Here is a 19,694-nt window from a genome sequence, read left to right on the forward strand (position 1 = left end):
CAGGCTACCGGGCCTTGTCAGTTCCGTGCGCAGGCGCTGACGGCGCTGGCCAGCGGCCTGTCCAGCCAATCCTCAGCTTCCTGCTGCGAACGCAGTCTAACAACGGTGAGGTGCGGGTATTTCTGGATGAGGCCGGGCACGGCCGCTTCGTAGTTTCGCCGGGATCTGAAAGCCCAGCGCACGATGTGTTCACGATCGGTGAAGACCGTCCACAGCGGCGCTTCCCGGTTGCCGTTCCACAGCTCTTCCCGGCTCCAGCGGCGGCGGATGGTGCGCCGGACGAGGCGGGGAAGCGTGACGCGCACAAAGGACAGATCGAGCCAGACCACCACCTCTGCGCTCTCGGCGAGCAGCGGCCGGGCGGCGTCGTACTGCCACTCGGTGGTCCACGAGCCGGTCCTGATCAGCGAGCGGACATCGGCGAGAAACTCCGGTCGTGGAGTCCACGCCGGTCCGTGGAAGAGCGCGTCGATTTCTGTGTGCGGGCCTCCCGTGATGGCAGCGATCCGCCGGGCGAGCGTTGTCTTGCCAACACCCGATACCCCTGCCACGAGCACGCGCTTCGGGGGCCAGGGCAGCGGGTCGCTATGAGAATGCATGGGTAGAGCTTAGGGCGACTGGTTCGGGCCGGGATCCATTCTCAATGGTCACGTCCCATCGATTCCGGATCGATATAGTTGCGGCATGCCCGAGCTGATCGAACCTACCGGACAGCTGCATGCGGCCTGGCTTGAGGCGCGTGCCGAGTGGGGTCCCGGCGTCCATGAGGACGGTTTCGGGCTGCTGCCGACGGACGACGTCGATTCGCCCACCGGGTTCGCGGCCTGGGTGGAGCGGCTGGCAGGGGAGTCGGAGCGCTGTACGTACCGCTGGATTGTTGAGAACGATCAGGTGCTCGGCGGGATCGCGCTGCGCCACGAGGGACACGTTTCTGTGCCGCTGGCCGGCCACATCGGCTACGGAGTACGGCCGTCGGTCCGCCGGCACGGACTGGCAACCTGGGCCCTCGGCCGCATGCTCTGCGAGGCACGGGCACTCGGCATGGAGCGCTTGCTGGCTGTCTGCGAGACTGAAAACGCCGCCTCGGCCAAAACCATAGAACGCCATGGCGGCATCCTCGAGGATGCCGCCGGGAACGGCGCTGTGCTGCGCTACTGGATCGGGACCGATCCATTGCAGGATCTCAGATGAGTCCGGCCCGCTGGAGAGGCGGCGAACATTACTGTTAACGCTCGGCGAGATTTGCCGTGCCGTAGGCTACCTGGACCTCGGAGCTGTATCTGTAGATGGTGACGCTTCTGATCTTCGGTAATGACTGCCACTCGGCAGTCAGATCGTGATACTGCGTGCCCATCGGTGACTTTAGCGGTGCCACAACAAAGGTTTCTGGGGAACTGAGTCCAACCTCCCCGGTGGCCGTGGGCTCCAACGTTCCAGGGTTGAGATGCACGAATAGATCATCGCCATCTCCGGTCGAGAATTCGGCGAGCTCCAGTTCTACCTTCGAGGCCGTCACCGTCAGGGCGACATTGCCACGCGTCATAGCTGCTTGTGACACGAAGTATCCCGAAAGCACCTGCGGCTGGTCGGGACTGGAGGCTGACGTGGCGGCGACGGGTGCGGTGGCCCCCGTGTCTTCCGTTGGCTCTTGGTATGTACATCCGGCGAGGGCTACTAAAAGAGCGGCAGTCAGCGTTGTCTTAACTATTTTCATGTTCCCCCAAGGAATAACTTTGGACGCGGTGCCTCACCCGGTGAGCGCTTTCATCCGAGTCAATCACAGCCCGTATCACCTAAGATTCACCGCCGCCTATAGGAGGCCCTAGGCGTACCGGGTTTCTGCCCATCTTTGATTTCAGCCAGTGTGTAATCCACGCCCCTGGGGAGCTCTGCCGCGGTCATAAAATGTCGTGGCCTCGTGGTGTGATGTGAGTGTGGAAAGCACGGCAGCGTGGAGTGCGGAATGCAGGGAGGCCCTGGCGGCCATCGCTGCATCGGCCGCTGTGCTGGCGGGGGTGATCGGCTCTGATTCAACCCGAACCGATTCGCCCGCAGCTGACCCGAACCGCGTGGATTCGGGGAACGCTGATCCGTTGCGGGATCTGGCGGATGCGTGTTTGGACGGGCTCGCCGAGGTGGCCCGGATGGAGGCGCGGACGGCGGCGTTGAAGGTGCGGCTGGCTGCGGAGTACGTGCGGGCGGCCACGGCGTTGGCCCCGCCCGCGGCGTCCCCGCAGGAGGCGACCGCCTGGGAGATGGCTTTGGTGGCCGAGGTCGCGTGTGTCCTGACCGTGAGCGAACGGTCCGCCGGTGCCCTCTTGTGCGATTCCCAGGCTTTGACGACGGCGCTGCCGCTGACCCTTGATGCTTTGCAGGCGGGGACGGTCTCGTGGCAGCACGCCCGGATCATGGTCGACGAAACCAGCAGCCTTGACCCGGCCGGGTCGGCCGCGCTGGAGGCGCACTTCCTGGACCCGGCCGCGCCGGACCCGGCGCGCGGGTGTCCGGCGGGGGAGCTAGTGCCGGGACGGTTCCGCGCCAAGGCCCGCACGTGGCGGGAACGCCACCACCCGGTGAGCATTGAGCGACGCCACACCAAGAGTGCTACGGACCGGCGGGTGGAGTTCGTCCCGGACCGGGACGGGATGGCCTGGCTCAACACTTACCTCCCGGCCGACACGGCGGCGGGGATCTGGGAACGGACCACCGCCGCCGCCCGGGCCCTGCAGGGCCCGGACGAGGCACGGACGCTGGCCCAACTCCGCGCCGACATCGCCGCCACCTTGCTCCTCACCGGCAACGGAACCTCCAGCTCCGGGACCACAAGCACGGACACGGGAACTCCGGACGGGATCAATGGCGCGTTGCCCGCCGGCGGAGCCGGTCTGGGCGAGTGCGCGGCCGGCGGTGTTCCGTCGCCGCGGGCGCAGGTCCTGGTCACCGTCCCGGTGATGTCCCTCATGGGCGCCAGCGATGAACCGGCAGTCCTGGACGGGTACGGGCCGATCCCGCCGTCCATGGCCCGCCGCCTGATCGCAGACGGCGCCGGCTCGTTCTACCGGGTCCTCACCGACCCCCGGGACGGTGCGCCGCTGGAAATCGGGCGGACCAGCTACCGTCTGACGAAGGCCCAGCGCCAATGGCTACGGCTCCGCGACGGGAAGTGCCCGTTCCCCGGCTGCAGCAACCCCTCCCTGGACAACGAGGCGGACCATCTCCTGGCCTGGGCCGACGGAGGCACCACCGGGATCGCCAACCTGGGACAGCCGTGCCCCAAGCACCACCGCCTCAAACACGGCTCTGCGTGGACACCTGCCGGGGCCAGTAAGGACAGCCCGCCGGGCTGGATTTCACCATCGGGTCGGCACTACCGCAGCGAACACCAGGACTGGGAAGCGCCCTGCTGGCCGGACCAGTTTCCGGCGACGGATACGGACACCGACAGCGACACGCTCCTGGGCCAGTGCCCACGCGAGGACCGCGAACCTGATCCCGATTCCTGGTTGCCCTCGGACCCCTTACCGGACTGGCACCTATTCACGGCCGGGCACCGATGGGCCGCCGCAGACATAGACGATCTGGGCCGGCCGGAGCCCAGCTGGGACCCGTATCCGGAATACCTCCTGATCCAACACGCCTGAATCACTCGTTGCGTGCCCATTCAGAGAGTTCGTTCGCACAGGACGCGCACCGGCTTGGCCCCCCGGAGGGCGCTAGGCACGACAAATGGCGCGCTTGGGGCGACTACGTGACCAGTCAGCCCGCGTCGACGCCTGGGGGAGCGGTTCGTTGTTCATTGTCGTCGCCAGGGGACGTGGCGGCCGCACCCGTAGTGGTTCGGCTCAGGGTCTCAATGTAATCAAGAGTTTTCGGACTGACATGCCGCACGGCCGCCAGTTCCTCCCGGAGAGCGCCTCTCGTGGCGTCTTCACCGAACCGCACGCGGAGGTCCATTACCGTTTCGATGCCCTGACGCTCGAACACGTGGGTGATGTCCTCAACCTGCGCAAGACGGCCAGGCGACGGCCAGTTGATGACATCCGAGAGCTTCCCCGTATCGAGGCGGCTGCGGAATCCGCTGGTCGTGGCGGCATCCGGCCAGGCCTCAACCAGGGCGACAACGCGAGGCAGGACGGTCTCGTGATAGTTCTGCCGTCGCTGCAGGGTCGCATCGACAATTATGGCCCCGACGTGGTCCCAGCCACGGCGGATTTCGGTCGAGGCGTCAATGCCCTGTGGATCCGTTAGCGCCGGGAGATTGGCATCATCATTCTCGATAGTCATAAGTGAATCCTTCCATGCCCCGGCAGTGAGGGCGGGCGGTCAGTCGTGAGATCCCTTGTCCCCAGCGGGTCGTAACTCGGGAGGGCATCCAGCCGTCGGGATTCGTCGAGGCCGCCGCCGTCGGCGCCCATGAGCCTCACGTGGTACATCCACAGGGTTCCCTCTGCTTCCGGGTCCGGGAACGTGGGATCAATCCCTACCCCCGTAGCCGCTCCTACGCCGGCGGATCCGTCACCAGGATCCGCACCGCGCACAGGTCCGCCGCTGCCTTCTTCAGCACTGCCGCGCGCGGATCCGGCACGTCCAGGAACGCCAGCCTCGGCCGCGCGACGTAATGCTTCAGCGCCGGTTCGGCAAGGACCTGCTCGGCAAGGGTCCGGTCGCCGCCCGGAGCCAGGTACTCGATCCGGTGATCCGCGAAAATCCGCGCGGCATGCTCCGCCACCGCCTCCACCAGCGCATCGGCCTGGTTCGCCCGCCGCCGGGCAAAACGCTGCTGCGACCAGCCGCCGGCAGCCGTCCGGGACTGGACATGCCGCGTGCCGGTCTTGGATGCAAGCACAGCGCCGCCGCTCACCACCGCGACCGAGTAGCCGCCCCGTCGGACCAATACGGCCCCGATGCCCCGCGGCTGGGACGCCAGGGAAGCGAGCCGGGCGACGGCGTCGCCGCCGCGGCCGGGACGACCGTCCGCCGGCCACGGCGACTGCAGCAGGGCCACGGCGCCGTCCCCGGCACTCAGCTGCAGCCCGCCGTCGAGCTCCTGTTCGACCAGTGTGCCGTGGCTCGCGGCGAAGCGCTCCACCCACCCCGGCAGCCGGGCGCCGGAGACGAACGCCACACGGGACTCGGGGGTTGTCATGGCGCGGGTCTCCGTTGTGGGGTGAGTGTCTGGGCGGGCGGGAACTAGAAGTAGCCTATCTATGTGGATGATCTCTTTGGTGCAGGGCGGGACAGCGGCGCCGCTATCGAGGATGACGGCGACGCCGACGAATCCGGCGACGGCCGCAGAGTCTCCCCGCGCAGCCCCCTCGCCGTCAGGATGCGGCCGCGGACGCTCGACGACGTCGTGGGCCAGCAGCACCTCCTCGGCCAAGGCTCGCCGCTGCGCCAGCTCGCCGCCGGCACGGACGCCACCGGCCCCGCGGGCCCCAGTTCACTGATCCTCTGGGGGCCTCCCGGTACCGGCAAGACCACGCTCGCGCACGTCATTGCCAAGGGGCCAGGCCGGAAGTTTGTCGAGCTCTCCGCCATCACCGCCGGCGTCAAGGACGTCCGCCGCGTCATGGACGAAGCGCTCACCGCCCGTGACCTCTTCAAGACCACCACGGTGCTGTTCCTGGATGAGATCCACCGCTTCAACAAGGCCCAGCAGGACGCCTTGCTGCCCGGCGTCGAGAACCGCTGGGTGGTCCTGGTCGCCGCGACCACCGAAAACCCCTCCTTCTCCGTCGTCTCCCCGCTGCTTTCACGCTCCCTGCTGTTGACCCTCAAGCCGCTCACCGACGCCGACGTCGAGGGGCTGCTGGTGCGGGCCACAACGGACGACCGAGGGCTCGGCGGCAAGGTGGAACTCAGCGACGAGGCCCTGGCGCACCTCGTCCGGCTCTCCGGCGGCGACGCCCGACGGGCGCTGACCGCGCTCGAGGCGGCGGCCGGCGTCGCGTTCGGTGACGCGGACGACGTCGACGGAACTGATGGAATCGCCGGGGTTGCCGGCGCTGCCGGGCCCGACACGGTGAAGATCGAACTCAGGCACACCGAGCGTGCCCTGGACGTGGCCTCGGTGCGCTACGACCGCGCGGGCGACCAGCATTACGACGTCGCCAGTGCCTTCATCAAGTCCATCAGGGGCTCCGACGTCGACGCCGCCCTGCACTACCTCGCCCGGATGCTCGAGGCGGGGGAGGACCCGAGGTTCGTCGCCCGGCGCATCGTCATTTCCGCGGCCGAGGACGTCGGCATGGCCGACCCGACGGCGCTGCAGACCGCCGTCGCCGCCGCCCAGGCCGTGCAGCTCATCGGCATGCCGGAAGGCCGCATCATCTTGGCCGAGGCCGTGGTCCACCTCGCCACCGCACCCAAATCCAACGCCGCGTACCTGGGCATCAACCAGGCGATCGCCGACGTCCGCGCCGGCCTGGGCAACGGCATCCCAGCCCACCTGCGCGACGCCCACTACCCCGGGTCCAAGCAGTTGGGCCACGGGCAGGGCTACAAATACGCCCACGACGCACCCCACTCCGTGGCCACCCAGCAGTACCCGCCGGACGACCTGGTCGGCCGCAACTACTACGAGCCCACCGCCAACGGCGCCGAGCGGGACATTTCCACCCGGCTGGAGCGGCTGCGAAAGATCATCCGCGGCAAGTAGCCGGCAGCCGCAGGAAACTGCCCGTTGACTTCCCGACGGTGAGGTCTAACGTGGATTTAGATCAGCAAAAATCTGCTGAACGTGCGTGCTGTCACCGCCCGGCCGCACTTAGACACGCGGCAAGCAGCACACATCGCCGGCTCTTCGCTTCCCGGACCTCAGGTCAGCGGCCGGCCCATCAGTAGCCTGGCTCAGCACCGGGCTTCACCGTCCAAGTTTCCTAGGTCGTGTTTCCATGTCCTTAAATTTCGTCACAGCCCTGGCAGTCAAGTCGTTCGATGTACCGGACAAGAAGCGGTGCCCGGAGAACGCCGAATTCGATCTCGTGACCGTGAACGACTACTCGGTGGCCCGGCTCATTCTCGGACCGGGATGGCGGTGGTCCGAGTCGATCAGACCTTTCGAACAGACCGAGCTGTGCCAGCACCACCACCTCGGGTTCTGCATCTCGGGGATGATGGAAGTGGAATCCTCCGACGGGCTGCGGACCACGATCCGTCCGAACGACACCTACACGATTCCGCCCGGCCACGATGAATGGGTTGCAGGGCCGGCGTCGTTCGTCGCCGTGGAATTCCTGGGTGCCGCGTCCTTCGGGCGGCGGAGCAGCCGGGGCGTGCACGCCAGGACCTGACCGGCTGCCCTGACCGGACTGACGGGCTGCAGGCGCCAGCGTGGTAGGCTTGTTCGTTGTCTGGCAAGGCACAGACGCACAATCCACCTGATTCCGGCATTGCACGTTGGTTGCGATGCTCATTTGATGGGTTTGCCCTGTGCCCAGTAGCAAAAGGCAGCGGTTGGCCGATGCTCTCCATCGTGGAGGCCAGTAACACTGACACACCGCAGATATTGGAAGGACACAAGTGGCTAACAACACTCGTGCTCGCCGTACCGCACGCCTCTCGCGTGCACTCGGCATTGCTCTGACCCCCAAGGCCGCCAAGTACATGGAGCGCCGCCCGTACGGCCCCGGTGAGCATGGCCGTGCCCGCAAGAAGCAGGACTCCGACTACGCGGTACGTCTGCGCGAAAAGCAGCGTCTGCGCGCCCAGTACGGCATCCGCGAAGCCCAGATGACCCGTGCCTTCGAAGAAGCACGCCGCACCAAGGGCCTGACCGGTGAAAACCTGATCGAACTGCTCGAAATGCGTCTCGACGCCCTCGTGCTGCGTGCCGGCTTCGCCCGCACCATCGCCCAGGCCCGCCAGCTGGTAGTCCACCGCCACATCCTGGTTGACGGCATCCGCGTTGACCGCCCGTCTTTCCGCGTCTCCGAGGGCCAGCTGGTCCACGTTCACAGCCGCAGCGAGACCATGCCCCCGTTCCAGGTTGCAGCAGCCGGCGCTCACCGCGACGTCCTGCCGATGGTTCCGGCATACCTGGACGTCAAGCTTGACGCCCTGCAGGCACGCCTGGTTCGTCGCCCCAAGCGCTCTGAGGTCCCCGTGACCTGCGAAGAGCAGCTCGTCGTGGAATTCTACGCACGCTAGATCCAACGCGACACCTTTCAAAGAAGCCCGTGGCAAGCGCCACGGGCTTCTTTGTATGTAAGGTACTTGGGGGAGTTCTGCGGTTGCCGGCTGTGTCAGCCGGATCCGCCCGCAGGTACATGACGCAACAAGGAGATGAACGACTATGACTGGTGGCGATATTGCCGGCCTGATCGCGGCCGGAGTGTTTGCACTGCTGGTCCTGCTGCTTGCCGTGCCGATCCTCAAGCTCGGGGGAGTGTTCGACGAAGTTCGGACCTCCATCCGTTCGATCAGCGACGGGGCCACCCCGCTGATGGACGAAGTCACTGCCACCGTCTCCACCACCAACGAGCAGCTGAAGAAGGTCGACGGGATCGCGAACAACGTCTCCGACGCGTCCGCCAACATCTCGGCGCTGTCCTCGCTTATGGCCGCCACCGTCGGGTCGCCGCTGATCAAGGTCGCGTCCTTCAGTTACGGCGTGCGCTCGGCCTTCACCGCCCGCAAGAAGCCCGCCACCGGCCGCCGTAGCCGCTAAGCCTCGCTGGAGAACCTGACATGAACAGAATCATCTGGATGGGAATCGGCGTCGCCATCGGCGTCATCGCGTTCCGCAAGATCACAGAAGCGCAGTCCAACCTGGGCCCCGAGGGCCTTAACCGGGCCGTCGGCAGGCTCGCCGACGGACTGTACGACTTCGCCGACGCCGTCCGCGAGGGCATGAACGAACGCGAGACTGAACTCCGGGGGGCTTTGGGGATCGACGCCGGCCTGGAGAAGGCCGTCAGCAAGAGCTCCGCCGGCAAGGATGCAGTCCGGCGCTAGCCGGGAGAGAATGAGAAAATCGGCGGCACCCGGAACAAGGACCGCCCGCACGGCCGCAGGCCGCGACCAGACCGTTCCGCGGACTACACGCGTGAACGCCGAACGTAGTGAACATAAACACAGTGAATATTGAAGGGTAAGTAATCAGCTCATGAAGTCGCAGGAGATCACCAAGCGCTGGATCGACTTTTTTGTCAGCAAGGGCCACACGGCGGTTCCTTCCGCCTCCCTGGTCTCCAGCGACCCTTCCCTGCTGTTCACAGTGGCCGGCATGGTCCCGTTCATCCCTTACCTGACCGCCCGGGAGGAAGCACCCTACAAGCGCGCCACCAGCGTGCAGAAGTGCATCCGGACCGGCGACATCGAGGAAGTCGGCAAGACGGCCCGCCACGGCACCTTCTTCCAGATGTGCGGCAACTTCTCCTTCGGCGACTACTTCAAGGAAGACGCCATCAAGTTCGCCTGGGAACTGCTCACCACGAGCGTTGAGAACGGCGGCTACGGCCTGCCGCCCGAGCTCCTCTGGGTCACCGTCTACGAAGAGGACGACGAGGCCGAGCAGCTCTGGCTCAAGAACACCGGCATGCCCGCCGAGCGCATCCAGCGGATGGGCAAGGCGGACAACTACTGGTCCACCGGCCAGCCCGGCCCGGCCGGCCCCTGCTCCGAGATCTACTACGACCGCGGCCCGTCGTACGGCGTCGAGGGCGGACCGATCGCCGACGAGAATCGGTACGTGGAAATCTGGAACCTCGTGTTCATGCAGTACCAGATCGACAACGTGCGCTCCAAGGTCGACTTCGACATCACCGGCGAACTGCCCAAGAAGAACATCGACACCGGTCTCGGCATGGAGCGCCTCGCGATGATCCTCCAGGACGTCGAGAACATGTACGAAACGGACCAGGTCCGCCCCGTCATCGACCGGGCCGCCGCACTGTCCGGCCGGGAATACACTTCCGCCGAGTCCGCCGCGGACCCGCACCACACGGACGACGTCCGGATGCGCGTGGTCGCCGACCACATCCGCTCCTCCCTCATGCTGATCGCCGACGGCGTCACCCCCTCCAACGAAGGCCGCGGCTACGTCCTGCGCCGCCTGATCCGCCGCGCCGTGCGCTCCATGCGCCTGCTCGGCGTCGAAAAGGCCTGCCTGCCGGAGCTGCTGCCCGCCTCCCGCGACGCCATGAAGGGCGTCTACCCGATCGTGGAGACAGACTTCGACCGGATCAGCCGGATCGCGTACGCCGAGGAGAAGGCGTTCCTGCGCACCATCGCCTCCGGCACCGCCCGGCTCGAAGACGCCGTCAAGGAATCCCAGGCCGCCGGCCAGCCGCTTTCCGGCGCCGACGCCTTCGCCCTGCACGACACCTACGGCTTCCCGATCGACCTCACCCTCGAAATGGCCGAAGAAGCCGGGCTGAAGGTCGACGAGCCGGAGTTCCGCAAGCTCATGCTGGAACAGCGCCAGCGCGCCCAGGCCGACGCCAAGGGCAAGAAGGGCTCCCACGCGGACCTCAGCGCCTTCCAGGAACTGCTCTCCGCCGGTGAGACCGTCTTCACCGGCTACACCGAACTCAACGGCGAATCCAAGGTCCGCGGCATCCTCGCCGGCGGACGCAAGGTTTCCCAGGCCTCCACGGGCGAAGAAATCGAACTCGTCTTGGCCGAGACCCCGTTCTACGCCGAAGCCGGCGGCCAGGCCGCCGACACCGGGCTGATCACCGGCGACGGCTTCGTCGTCGAGGTCCTCGACGTCCAGCGCCCCATCAAGGGCCTGAGCGTGCACAAGGCAATCGTCCGCGAGGGCGAAATCGGTGCCGACTCCCTCGTCCAGGCGGCCGTGGACCGGGAACGCCGGCACGCCGCCGAGCAGGCCCACACTGGCACGCACATCGTGCACGCGGCCCTGCACCAGATCCTCGGCCCGGAAGCGCTGCAGCGCGGCTCCTTCAACAAGGCCGGTTACCTGCGCTTCGACTTCGCCTGGGGTGAAGGCCTGAGCCCGGCCACGCGCTCGGAGATCGAGGAAGTTTCCAACATCGCGATCCGCAACAACTACCGGGTGGAGACGAAGGTTATGGGCCTCGCCGAGGCCAAGGCCCTTGGCGCCATGGCGCTCTTCGGCGAAAACTACGGCAACGAAGTGCGCGTCGTGGAGATCGACGGCGCCTGGTCCCGTGAGCTCTGCGGCGGCACCCACGTCGAAAACACCTCGCTGATCGGCAGCCTGTCCCTGCTCGGGGAACAGTCAGTCGGTTCGGGAAACCGCCGCGTAGAGGCCTTCGTCGGCATGGACGCCTTCCGGCACCTCGCGGCCGAACGCGCCCTCGTCACCGAACTCACCGAAATGCTGAAGGTTCCCTCCGGTCTCCTGACGGACCGCATTGCCACCACCCTGACCAAGCTCAAGACCGCCGAAAAGGAACTGGAGCGCCTGCGCAAGGAACAGCTCACGGCGGCAGCCGCGCAGCTCGTAGGCACCGCGAGGGATGCCGCCGGAGTCAAGGTCATCGAGCACGACGCCGGCCAGGTCAGTGGGGCTGACGACCTGCGCGGTCTGGCCCTGGACCTCCGGACCCGCCTCGGCTCCGAGCCGGCAGCCGTTGCGGTCGCCGGTGTCAGCAACGATCGTCCGGTCATCCTGATCGCCACGAACGAGGCGGCACGAGATGCAGGCGTCAAGGCCGGCGCCTTGGTGCGCCTCGCCGCCGGGATCCTCGGCGGCGGCGGCGGCGGCAAGGACGACGTCGCCCAGGGCGGCGGCACCGATGCAGCCAAGGTCGGCGCGGCACTCGACGCCGTCGTGGACGCCATTACCAGGCGTTAGCGGACGAGCCATGAACGAAGCTGCTGTGCCCGGCGACTACCCCCAGGGTGTGAAACTCGGGGTAGACGTCGGCACCGTCCGGGTCGGCGTGGCGGTCTGCGACCGTGACGGCATCCTTGCCACGCCTCTGCGCACGCTGGACAGGAACGCGAAGAAGAACACCGATGTGCGGATTCTGGCGGCCCTTGCCGTGGAACTCGGCGTGGTGGAAATTTTCGTTGGCCTTCCGCGGACGATGAAGGGCGAGGAACATGCCTCGGCCCGGATGGCTTCCGACTATGCGAAGCTACTGGCGGGTAAACTGGGGGAGAGCGGTTCCGACGTGCCGGTACGGCTGGTGGATGAGCGGCTGAGCACCGTGACCGCCCACCGGAACCTGCACGAAGCTGGCATGAGCAGCCGAAATCACCGTAAGGTTGTTGATCAGGTTGCGGCCGCAGGTATCCTGCAACAAGCGATCGATATGCAAAAGGCCAGGGGGACGGAGGTCGGAAGCCGCGTATACGCGGAGTCCGCGCCGGGGCCGACCGGGGATGGCGCTCAGGCCACTCCGGGACCAGACACGCAATCTGCACAACGCATTCTGCCCAAAATGGAAGGCTACAGTGAGCCCGGTCAATAATGACGACTCCTCCGGTGATGCTCTCGGCGGCGCCGGCCGACCGCTGACGCGCAAGGAGATCAGGGCCCAGGAGAAGTCCCAGGTGACCCAAAGCCAGGACGTTATCCCGCCGCAGGCCTTCGAGACGGGCGAGGATACTCCGGCAGCTGGGCCGCGCGCCGGGACCGGGCGGGACACCGCCCCCGAGGCCGCTTTCCAGGCCGGGCCGACGCAGCCCGGGCCGATGCAAGCTGCCGACGCACCGGACGTGCCCGCAGCAGCGCCGACCGTGCATGAAGAGCAAGTCCATGAAGAGCCTGTGCACGAAGAGCCGTTCCACGAAGAGCCGGTCCACGAAGAGGCTGCGCACGAGCCCGTGCATCACGAGCCGGTTTACGAAGCGCCTGGTTACGAAGAGCCCGTGCACGAAGAGCCCGCCTACTACGCCCCGGCCCACGAAGAGCCTGTGCACGTGCACGCCGGCGGGGTTGCCCGTGGGGACACCGCCCACTATGAAGCTGACGTCCCGGCCGCCTACGATCACGGCCATGACGCTGAGTTCCACCCCGACCACGCCGAGCACGCCACCGGCGATGCGCACTATGCCTACGATGGCGCGGACGGCCAGCCCGCCGAATACCACCACGAAGAAGACGGCCATGTTGTGATGGCCGGAGGTGCCGCCATCCGCACGTCCAAGGGCCCGTCCAAGAAGGTCCGACGCCGGCGCCGGTTCCTTGCGCTGTTGCTGACGTTGTCGGTCTTTGTCATCGCGATCGCAGTCGGTGCGCAGTTCCTGAAACCCCTCCTCGGCGGCGATACGGTCGCCGACTACCCCGGCCCCGGAACGGGCCAGGTCATCATCACCGTGCCCGAGGGCGCGGGGCCGAAGTCCGTGGCCACCCAGCTCCAGGAGAAGAAGGTCGTCGCGAACGCCGACGCCTTCCTCCGGGACTTCCTCGCCGCCGGCGGGGCGCTGGCCCCCGGCGAATTCACCATGCGCAATGAGATGAAGAACTCCGACGCCGTGGCCGTGCTGCTGAACAAGGACCAGGGCAAGGTCATGTACTTCGCCCTCAGCGCCGGGCTCAGGATCGGAGAATCGCTCCAGGCCATCTCCGAGGGCTCGGGAGTTCCGGTCGCGGAACTCAAGGCGCTCAACGAGTCGCCCGCCCAGTTCGGCTTGCCGGCCAAGGCCAAGAACCTCGAGGGCTTCCTCGCTCCCGGCGAGTACCGGTTCCCGCTCGGCACCCCGGCCAAGGACGTGGTGCAGAAGCTCGTCACCACCACCCTCGACGAGCTCAAGTCGCAGGGCGTCACCGATCCCGCGAAGCAGTACGACGTCGTCACGGTCGCCAGTATCGTGCAGGCCGAGGGCGGCCAGGCCGAATACGGCGATGTGGCGGGCGCGATCTACAACCGGCTCAAGCCGAACAACACCGAGACGAACGGGCTGATCCAGTCGGACGCCACAGTGACCTACGGGCTGGGCATCAAGAGCTTCCACATTGACGAGACGCAGAAGGCCGACAAGTCCAACCTGTACAACACCTACGCCAACCAGGGCCTTCCGGTGGGGCCGATCGGCTCGCCCGGTAAGACGGCCATCGACGCGGCCGCCAAGCCCAAGACGAACGATTACCTCTACTGGGTGACCATCAACCTGGACACCAAGGAGACCCTGTTCGCCAAGACCCTGGCGGAGCACAACACGTACGTTGCCAGGTACAACGCCTGGTGCAACGACAACCCCGGACGCTGCGTATGACGCTGCGGGCCGCCGTGCTCGGGCACCCGATCAGCCATTCGAAGTCCCCGGCGCTGCACCGGGCCGCCTATGCCCGTCTTGGCGTGCAGCTGGACTACTCGGCGATTGACGTGACCGAGGACGCGCTCCCGGCCTTCATGGCCAGCGTCCGTGAGGACGTCCGGCAGGGGGAGAGCTGGCGCGGACTGTCGGTCACCATGCCGCTGAAAACCGGCATGGTCCGGGAGCTGGATGAGGTCCGCGGCGTTGCCCGCGCCCTCGGAGTTGTCAACACCGTCGCCTTTGAGCGCCCGGCCCCCGGTGCGGCCGCCGGCGCCACCCGACTGGTGGGCTACAACACCGACGTCGCCGGAATCGTCAACGCGCTCCGCCACGCGGGCGCCGCGTCCGCGCCCACCGCCGTCGTCCTGGGCGGCGGCGGCACGTCAGCGGCTGCCATCGCGGCGCTGAAGGAGCTGGGCGCACCGGACGCGGACATCTTTGTCCGCGATGTCGGCCGCGCCGCGGAGGCGCGAGCGGCGGCCGCCGCCGTGGGCTTGGCGATCCGGATCCTGCCCCTCGACGGAGCGGCCGCCGCCGTCGCCGCGGCCGACGTCGTCATCTCCACGCTGCCGCCCCGTGCTGCCGATCCGCTGGCCGACGAACTGGCGCAGGCCTTCGCGCTGCGCCCGGAGAAGCAGATCCGGCCCGGGGTGTTGCTCGACGTCGCCTACGATCCCTGGCCCAGCCGGATCGCGTCCGCCTGGCAGGAAGCCGGCGGCACCGTGGTCCCCGGGCTCGAGATGCTCATCTACCAGGCTGTGGAACAGGTCCGCCATTTCACCGGCCTCGGTGAGGCCATGCCGGCCGAAGTCATAGATGTGATGTGTGACGCAGTCGGGGCGCCCCGACGGGTGTTCTAACCGCCTTACATGGCAGGATGGATCTATGTTGCGTTGGTTGACTGCCGGAGAATCCCATGGCCCGGCCCTGGTCGGAATTATTGAAGGCGTGCCCGCCGGTGTTGAACTCACCAGCGCGCAGATCGCCGATTCGCTGGCCCGCAGGCGGCTCGGGTACGGCCGCGGCGCCCGGATGAAATTCGAGCAGGATGTTGTCACTATCCTCGGCGGCGTCCGCCACGGCCTGACCCAGGGCGGCCCGGTCGCCATCCAGGTCGGCAACACCGAATGGCCCAAGTGGGAACAGATCATGTCCTCCGATCCTGTGGCCCCGGAAATCCTCGCCGACCAGGCCCGTAATGCCCCGCTGACGCGCCCCCGGCCCGGCCACGCGGACTTTACCGGCATGCAGAAGTACGGCTTTGACGAGGCCCGCCCCGTGCTGGAGCGCGCCAGCGCCCGCGAGACCGCCACCCGGGTGGCGCTCGGCACCGTCGCCTCCGCGTTCCTCAAACAGCTCGGCATCGAGCTGGTCTCCCATACCGTGTCGATCGCCAGCACCGCCGTCCCGGAAGGCCGGCCGCTGCCGGTCCCCGGCAACGTCCTGGCCCTCGACGCCGACCCCCTGCGCTGCTTCGACCGCGAAACCTCCGACGCCATGGTGGCCGAGGTCGACGCCGCGCACAAGGAGGGCGAAACCCTCGGCGGTGTCGTCGAGGTCCTCGCCTACGGACTGCCGCCCGGACTGGGCAGCTACGTCCACTGGGACCGCCGCCTCGACTCACGGCTGGCGGCCGCCCTGATGGGCATCCAGGCCATCAAGGGCGTCGAGGTCGGAGACGGCTTCCTCACCGCGTCCCGCCGCGGCTCCGCCGCCCACGACGAAATCGTCAAGGACTCCGACGGCAGGATCATCCGAACCTCCAACCGCGCCGGCGGCATCGAAGGCGGCATGAGCATCGGCGACGTGCTCCGCGTCCGCGCAGCCATGAAGCCCATCGCCACCGTGCCCCGCGCGCTCAAGACCGTCGACGTCAGCACCGGCGAGGCCGCCAAGGCCCACCACCAGCGCTCCGACGTCTGTGCCGTCCCGGCCGCCGGCGTCGTGGCCGAGGCCATGGTGGCCCTCGTCCTGGCCGAGGCAGTCACCGAAAAGTTCGGCGGCGATTCCGTGCAGGAAACCGCCCGCAACATCAAGGGTTACCTGGACAACATTCCGGCGTCCCTGGACTCGATCGGCCACTAGTGCCGGCCGACATTCCGGCGGCGGCAGGGACCACTGCCCGGCCCGTCGCGCTGATCGGGCCCATGGCAGTGGGCAAATCGGCGATCGGACACCAGCTGGCCCACCAGCTGGGAGCCTCGTTCGTGGACACCGACGTTGTGGTGGTGGCGAACCACGGATCCATCGCGGAGATCTTCGCGAGCCGGGGCGAGCACGCCTTCCGCGAGCTTGAAGCCCGGGCCGTCGCACGGGCCATTGAAGACGCGCAGGGCCGCAATACGGTAATCTCGCTGGGCGGCGGCGCTGTGCTGGACTCCGGCACCCAGCAACTGCTGCAACACTGCACGGTGGCCTACCTCGAGTGCGATGCGGACACCGTGGCGGAACGCATCGCCCGGAATTCCGGCCGGCCGCTGCTCGCCGGAGACGCCATGGAACGATGGAAGACGCTGTTCGCCACCCGGCGGCCGGTCTACGAACGGCTGGCCGACGTCGTCCTGGATGTGCGGACCGGAACGGTCCAGGACCTCGCCCGACGGCTGGAAGAAGCGCTGCAAAGGTACGCCGCTGGAACATCAGCGGCAGAAGCCACCCCATCGGGGACAAAGGAAGTTGAAAAGTGATCACCGAATCAACCGTCATCAAGGTCACCGGGCAGACGCCCGGCGAGAACTACGACGTCGTTGTGGGCCGCGGCCTGCTGGCGAGCCTGCCCGGGCTGCTGGGCGAGCGGGTCAAGCGTGTCCTCGTCATCCATCCCCGCGCGCTGCGCCTCACCGGCGACACCGTCCGGGAAGAACTTGCCGCAGCCGGCTTCACGGCCCTCACGGCCGAGATCCCCGACGCCGAGGAAGGCAAGCACATCGAGGTGGCTTCCTTCTGCTGGCAGGTGCTCGGCCAGAACGACTTCACCCGCTCAGACGCCGTGGTCGCCGTCGGCGGCGGGGCGGTCACCGACCTGGCCGGCTTCGTGGCCGCGACCTGGCTGCGCGGCGTCAAGGTCATCCACATGCCCACCAGCCTGCTCGGCATGGTGGACGCCTCCGTCGGCGGAAAAACCGGCATCAACACCGCCGAAGGCAAGAATCTCGTCGGGGCGTTCCACCCTCCGGCCGGTGTCCTCGTGGACCTCGACACCCTGGACACCCTGCCGAAGAACGAGATGATCTCCGGCATGGCAGAGGTCATCAAGTGCGGCTTCATCGCCGATCCGGCCATCCTCGAGCTGATCGAAAAGGATCCGGCCGCCGTCACCGATCCCCGCTCGGACGCCGTCCGGGAACTCATCGAACGCGCTGTCACGGTGAAGGCCAGGGTCGTCTCCGAGGACCTGAAGGAAACCGGGCAGCGGGAGATCCTCAACTACGGCCATACCCTTGGCCACGCGATCGAACTCGCCGAACGCTACTCCTGGCGCCACGGCGCTGCCGTCGCCGTCGGCATGATGTTCGCCGCCGAGCTGGCACGCAGCGTCGGCCGCCTCAGCGACGCCGACGCCGACAGGCACCGCAGCATCCTGGAAAGCCTCGGGCTTCCCATCACCTACCGGCGCGACCGTTGGCAGGCCCTTCTCGACGGTATGCGGCGGGACAAGAAGTCGCGCGGGGACCTGCTGCGCTTCGTTGTGCTCGACGGCGTGGGCCGCCCTGGCATCCTCGACGTCCCGGACACCTCGCTGCTTTTCGCCGCCTACCAGGAGATCGCCTCCTGATGCCCTTCGTCACAGGCACCAGCGACTGGCCGGATGCAGGCTTTCCGGGGATCAAGATCAACCCGGACAGCCTTGTACCGCAAATCGTCAACGAGGAGACCTGCGCCGCGGCGCTGGCAGCCTCGACCGATCCCGGTGACCTGATCTTCGTCCGCCTCGTCGAGGGGCACGCCGCCGAGGCCGCCGAGCTGCTCGCCGAGGCCCGGTACAGCGACCCTTCCTCGCTGCGCCTGCGCATCTTCGAAGCGGACATCCTGCGGGTCTCCCACCGGCTGGACCGGGCGGTTGAACTGTTCCGCCAGCTGCTGGCGGAAACGCACGGCACGCTGGACGAGGCCGCCGTCCGCCAGCACCTCGGCCGGTCCTACTTCGCCAGCGGCAACATTGCCGCCGCCGTCGAATCCTTCGCGAAAGCGCTGGACCTGCGGGTTGCCGGTTCCGCCGACGCGGCACTGATCTACGCCTCCACCGTGGCGCTGCAGCGCGCCCGGGACGTTCTGGATCTCGCCTCCTGAAACCGGGCCGGGGACGCCTCCGCTGAGGCCCCGCACCGGGGCGTCCGGCAGTGTTGGCGCAAAACCGGTAGAATGGTTCTTGGATTTTTGATAAATACGCGCTGGCAGCCATTCGGCATGCTCGCCTGGCATAACCGGCTGGCAGTTAGAACCAGCAAGAAACGAAACCAGAGGATACTGTGGCAACCACTAACGACATCAAGAACGGGACCGTCCTTAAGCTTGAGGGCCAGCTCTGGAACATCATCGAGTTCCAGCACGTCAAGCCCGGCAAGGGTGGCGCGTTCGTCCGCACCAAGATGCGCAACGTGATGTCCGGCAAGGTCGTCGACAAGACCTTCAACGCCGGACTCAAGATCGAGACCGCCACGGTGGACCGCCGCGATTACCAGTACCTGTACCAGGACGGCGCCGACTTCGTGTTCATGGACACGTCCGACTTCGACCAGCTCACCGTTCCGGGTGCAACCGTCGGCGACGCCACCAACTTCATGCTCGAAAACCAGATGGTCAACATCGCCATCCACGAAGGCAACCCGCTCTACATCGAACTGCCCCCGAGCGTTGTGCTCGAGATCACCTACACGGAACCGGGCCTGCAGGGCGACCGCTCCTCGGCCGGCACCAAGCCCGCCACCCTCGAAACCGGCTACGAGATCCAGGTGCCCCTGTTCGTCGAGAACAACACCAAGGTCAAGGTCGACACCCGCGACGGCAGCTACCTCGGCCGGGTCAACGACTAGTGAGTGCACGCGGTAAGGCCCGTAACCGGGCCCTGGATGTTCTCTTCGAGGCGGAACAGCGTTCCGTCTCGGCGTTCGATGTTTTGAAGTCCCGCCGGGAACAGACGGACCAGATCGTCAACCCGTACACCCTCGAAATCGTCGAGGGCGTTGTCTCCCACCAGGCGGCGATCGACGAGTTCCTGGAAACCTATTCTCAGGGCTGGACGCTGGAGCGGATGCCCTCCGTGGACCGCACCATCCTGCGGATCGGCACCTGGGAGCTGCTCTACAACGATGATGTCCCCGACGGCGTTGCCGTCAGCGAGGCCGTGGCGCTTGCCAAGACCCTCTCAACGGACGAGTCGCCGTCGTTCATCAACGGCCTGCTGGGCCGCCTGCAGCAGCTGAAGCCTTCGCTGCTCGCTTAGCGCACCGCGCCTCGAAGAACCCCGTCCGGGACATCCCGGGCGGGGTTCTTTCATT

General features: G+C 67.0%; 21 protein-coding genes. 17 read left to right on the forward strand and 4 right to left on the reverse strand.

The window, feature by feature from the left end; translation table 11 throughout:
• Nucleotides 1-17: 17 nt before the first annotated feature.
• Nucleotides 18-599, reverse strand: coding sequence for a P-loop NTPase family protein (locus tag AC1DF4_RS07435; RefSeq protein ID WP_476912284.1), 582 nt, complete (start codon nucleotides 597-599; stop codon nucleotides 18-20).
• 85 nt (nucleotides 600-684) lie between these two features.
• Between AC1DF4_RS07435 and AC1DF4_RS07440 the strand changes: the two genes are divergently transcribed.
• Nucleotides 685-1,191 carry a GNAT family N-acetyltransferase gene (locus AC1DF4_RS07440; RefSeq protein WP_476912285.1) on the forward strand — a complete coding sequence of 169 codons (507 nt, stop codon included), beginning with the start codon at nucleotides 685-687 and terminating at the stop codon, nucleotides 1,189-1,191.
• A gap of 34 nt (nucleotides 1,192-1,225) precedes the next feature.
• Here AC1DF4_RS07440 and AC1DF4_RS07445 read toward each other — a convergent pair whose 3' ends face one another.
• Nucleotides 1,226-1,558 carry a DM13 domain-containing protein gene (locus tag AC1DF4_RS07445; RefSeq protein WP_476912286.1) on the reverse strand — a complete coding sequence of 111 codons (333 nt, stop codon included), beginning with the start codon at nucleotides 1,556-1,558 and terminating at the stop codon, nucleotides 1,226-1,228.
• A 376-nt stretch (nucleotides 1,559-1,934) separates the two neighbouring features.
• Here AC1DF4_RS07445 and AC1DF4_RS07450 point away from each other — a divergent pair, with 376 nt between their 5' ends.
• A complete protein-coding gene (locus tag AC1DF4_RS07450) occupies nucleotides 1,935-3,641 on the forward strand; it encodes an HNH endonuclease signature motif containing protein (RefSeq protein WP_476912287.1) in 1,707 nt (568 codons plus the stop codon).
• Between the two features lie 115 nt (nucleotides 3,642-3,756).
• Here AC1DF4_RS07450 and AC1DF4_RS07455 read toward each other — a convergent pair whose 3' ends face one another.
• On the reverse strand, nucleotides 3,757-4,284 hold the full coding sequence (locus AC1DF4_RS07455; RefSeq protein WP_476912288.1) for a hypothetical protein: 528 nt from the start codon (nucleotides 4,282-4,284) through the stop codon (nucleotides 3,757-3,759).
• A gap of 214 nt (nucleotides 4,285-4,498) precedes the next feature.
• Nucleotides 4,499-5,146: an acVLRF1 family peptidyl-tRNA hydrolase gene (locus AC1DF4_RS07460; RefSeq protein ID WP_476912289.1), complete on the reverse strand. Its 648-nt coding sequence runs from the start codon at nucleotides 5,144-5,146 to the stop codon at nucleotides 4,499-4,501.
• Between the two features lie 63 nt (nucleotides 5,147-5,209).
• On the opposite strand from AC1DF4_RS07460, the gene AC1DF4_RS07465 reads away from it, so the two are divergent.
• The 15 genes from AC1DF4_RS07465 (at nucleotide 5,210) to nusB (ending at nucleotide 19,639) form a co-directional block, all read left to right on the forward strand.
• Nucleotides 5,210-6,658: a replication-associated recombination protein A gene (locus AC1DF4_RS07465; protein ID WP_476912290.1), complete on the forward strand. Its 1,449-nt coding sequence runs from the start codon at nucleotides 5,210-5,212 to the stop codon at nucleotides 6,656-6,658.
• Between the two features lie 235 nt (nucleotides 6,659-6,893).
• Nucleotides 6,894-7,292, forward strand: coding sequence for a cupin domain-containing protein (locus AC1DF4_RS07470; RefSeq protein WP_476912291.1), 399 nt, complete (start codon nucleotides 6,894-6,896; stop codon nucleotides 7,290-7,292).
• Nucleotides 7,293-7,521: 229 nt separating this feature from the next.
• The gene (rpsD, locus tag AC1DF4_RS07475; RefSeq protein WP_224046625.1) at nucleotides 7,522-8,148 is read left to right on the forward strand and encodes a 30S ribosomal protein S4; all 627 of its coding nucleotides are present in this window, start codon (nucleotides 7,522-7,524) and stop codon (nucleotides 8,146-8,148) included.
• A gap of 145 nt (nucleotides 8,149-8,293) precedes the next feature.
• A complete protein-coding gene (locus tag AC1DF4_RS07480) occupies nucleotides 8,294-8,668 on the forward strand; it encodes a DUF948 domain-containing protein (RefSeq protein WP_224046624.1) in 375 nt (124 codons plus the stop codon).
• A 20-nt stretch (nucleotides 8,669-8,688) separates the two neighbouring features.
• Nucleotides 8,689-8,955 carry a DUF6167 family protein gene (locus AC1DF4_RS07485; RefSeq protein ID WP_224046623.1) on the forward strand — a complete coding sequence of 89 codons (267 nt, stop codon included), beginning with the start codon at nucleotides 8,689-8,691 and terminating at the stop codon, nucleotides 8,953-8,955.
• A 151-nt stretch (nucleotides 8,956-9,106) separates the two neighbouring features.
• Nucleotides 9,107-11,785, forward strand: coding sequence for an alanine--tRNA ligase (alaS, locus tag AC1DF4_RS07490; protein ID WP_476912292.1), 2,679 nt, complete (start codon nucleotides 9,107-9,109; stop codon nucleotides 11,783-11,785).
• A 10-nt stretch (nucleotides 11,786-11,795) separates the two neighbouring features.
• Nucleotides 11,796-12,407: a Holliday junction resolvase RuvX gene (gene ruvX / locus AC1DF4_RS07495; RefSeq protein WP_476864785.1), complete on the forward strand. Its 612-nt coding sequence runs from the start codon at nucleotides 11,796-11,798 to the stop codon at nucleotides 12,405-12,407.
• On the forward strand, nucleotides 12,391-14,154 hold the full coding sequence (mltG, locus tag AC1DF4_RS07500) for an endolytic transglycosylase MltG (RefSeq protein ID WP_476912293.1): 1,764 nt from the start codon (nucleotides 12,391-12,393) through the stop codon (nucleotides 14,152-14,154). Before ruvX ends, mltG begins: the two co-directional genes overlap by 17 nt.
• Nucleotides 14,151-15,056: a shikimate dehydrogenase gene (locus AC1DF4_RS07505; RefSeq protein WP_476912522.1), complete on the forward strand. Its 906-nt coding sequence runs from the start codon at nucleotides 14,151-14,153 to the stop codon at nucleotides 15,054-15,056. Before mltG ends, AC1DF4_RS07505 begins: the two co-directional genes overlap by 4 nt.
• Before the next feature lie 25 nt (nucleotides 15,057-15,081).
• Complete coding sequence (aroC, locus tag AC1DF4_RS07510; protein WP_476912294.1) at nucleotides 15,082-16,281, forward strand: chorismate synthase; 1,200 nt, start codon at nucleotides 15,082-15,084, stop codon at nucleotides 16,279-16,281.
• Nucleotides 16,282-16,343: 62 nt separating this feature from the next.
• Entirely contained in the window at nucleotides 16,344-16,883 is a 540-nt protein-coding gene (locus tag AC1DF4_RS07515; RefSeq protein ID WP_476912523.1) for a shikimate kinase, read from the forward strand.
• A complete protein-coding gene (gene aroB, locus AC1DF4_RS07520) occupies nucleotides 16,880-17,971 on the forward strand; it encodes a 3-dehydroquinate synthase (RefSeq protein ID WP_476912295.1) in 1,092 nt (363 codons plus the stop codon). Before AC1DF4_RS07515 ends, aroB begins: the two co-directional genes overlap by 4 nt.
• Nucleotides 17,971-18,486, forward strand: coding sequence for a tetratricopeptide repeat protein (locus tag AC1DF4_RS07525; RefSeq protein WP_476912296.1), 516 nt, complete (start codon nucleotides 17,971-17,973; stop codon nucleotides 18,484-18,486). The genes aroB and AC1DF4_RS07525 overlap by 1 nt, the downstream gene beginning before the upstream one ends.
• A gap of 179 nt (nucleotides 18,487-18,665) precedes the next feature.
• Nucleotides 18,666-19,229, forward strand: a complete 564-nt coding sequence (gene efp, locus AC1DF4_RS07530; RefSeq protein WP_024368580.1) for an elongation factor P — start codon at nucleotides 18,666-18,668, stop codon at nucleotides 19,227-19,229.
• A complete protein-coding gene (nusB, locus tag AC1DF4_RS07535; protein WP_427131383.1) occupies nucleotides 19,229-19,639 on the forward strand; it encodes a transcription antitermination factor NusB in 411 nt (136 codons plus the stop codon). The genes efp and nusB overlap by 1 nt, the downstream gene beginning before the upstream one ends.
• Nucleotides 19,640-19,694: the final 55 nt, after the last annotated feature.

Source organism: Arthrobacter sp. 05N429, from assembly GCF_056397045.1.

Bases quoted from the DNA above. Each gene is read 5' to 3' on its own strand.
- AC1DF4_RS07435 (WP_476912284.1), bottom strand. From the start codon at position 599: ATGCATTCTCATAGCGACCCGCTGCCCTGGCCCCCGAAGCGCGTGCTC.
- AC1DF4_RS07440 (WP_476912285.1), top strand. From the start codon at position 685: ATGCCCGAGCTGATCGAACCTACCGGACAGCTGCATGCGGCCTGGCTT.
- AC1DF4_RS07455 (WP_476912288.1), bottom strand. From the start codon at position 4,284: ATGACTATCGAGAATGATGATGCCAATCTCCCGGCGCTAACGGATCCA.
- AC1DF4_RS07460 (WP_476912289.1), bottom strand. From the start codon at position 5,146: ATGACAACCCCCGAGTCCCGTGTGGCGTTCGTCTCCGGCGCCCGGCTG.
- AC1DF4_RS07470 (WP_476912291.1), top strand. From the start codon at position 6,894: ATGTCCTTAAATTTCGTCACAGCCCTGGCAGTCAAGTCGTTCGATGTA.
- AC1DF4_RS07480 (WP_224046624.1), top strand. From the start codon at position 8,294: ATGACTGGTGGCGATATTGCCGGCCTGATCGCGGCCGGAGTGTTTGCA.
- AC1DF4_RS07485 (WP_224046623.1), top strand. From the start codon at position 8,689: ATGAACAGAATCATCTGGATGGGAATCGGCGTCGCCATCGGCGTCATC.
- alaS (WP_476912292.1), top strand. From the start codon at position 9,107: ATGAAGTCGCAGGAGATCACCAAGCGCTGGATCGACTTTTTTGTCAGC.
- ruvX (WP_476864785.1), top strand. From the start codon at position 11,796: ATGAACGAAGCTGCTGTGCCCGGCGACTACCCCCAGGGTGTGAAACTC.
- AC1DF4_RS07505 (WP_476912522.1), top strand. From the start codon at position 14,151: ATGACGCTGCGGGCCGCCGTGCTCGGGCACCCGATCAGCCATTCGAAG.
- aroC (WP_476912294.1), top strand. From the start codon at position 15,082: ATGTTGCGTTGGTTGACTGCCGGAGAATCCCATGGCCCGGCCCTGGTC.
- AC1DF4_RS07515 (WP_476912523.1), top strand. From the start codon at position 16,344: ATGGCAGTGGGCAAATCGGCGATCGGACACCAGCTGGCCCACCAGCTG.
- AC1DF4_RS07525 (WP_476912296.1), top strand. From the start codon at position 17,971: ATGCCCTTCGTCACAGGCACCAGCGACTGGCCGGATGCAGGCTTTCCG.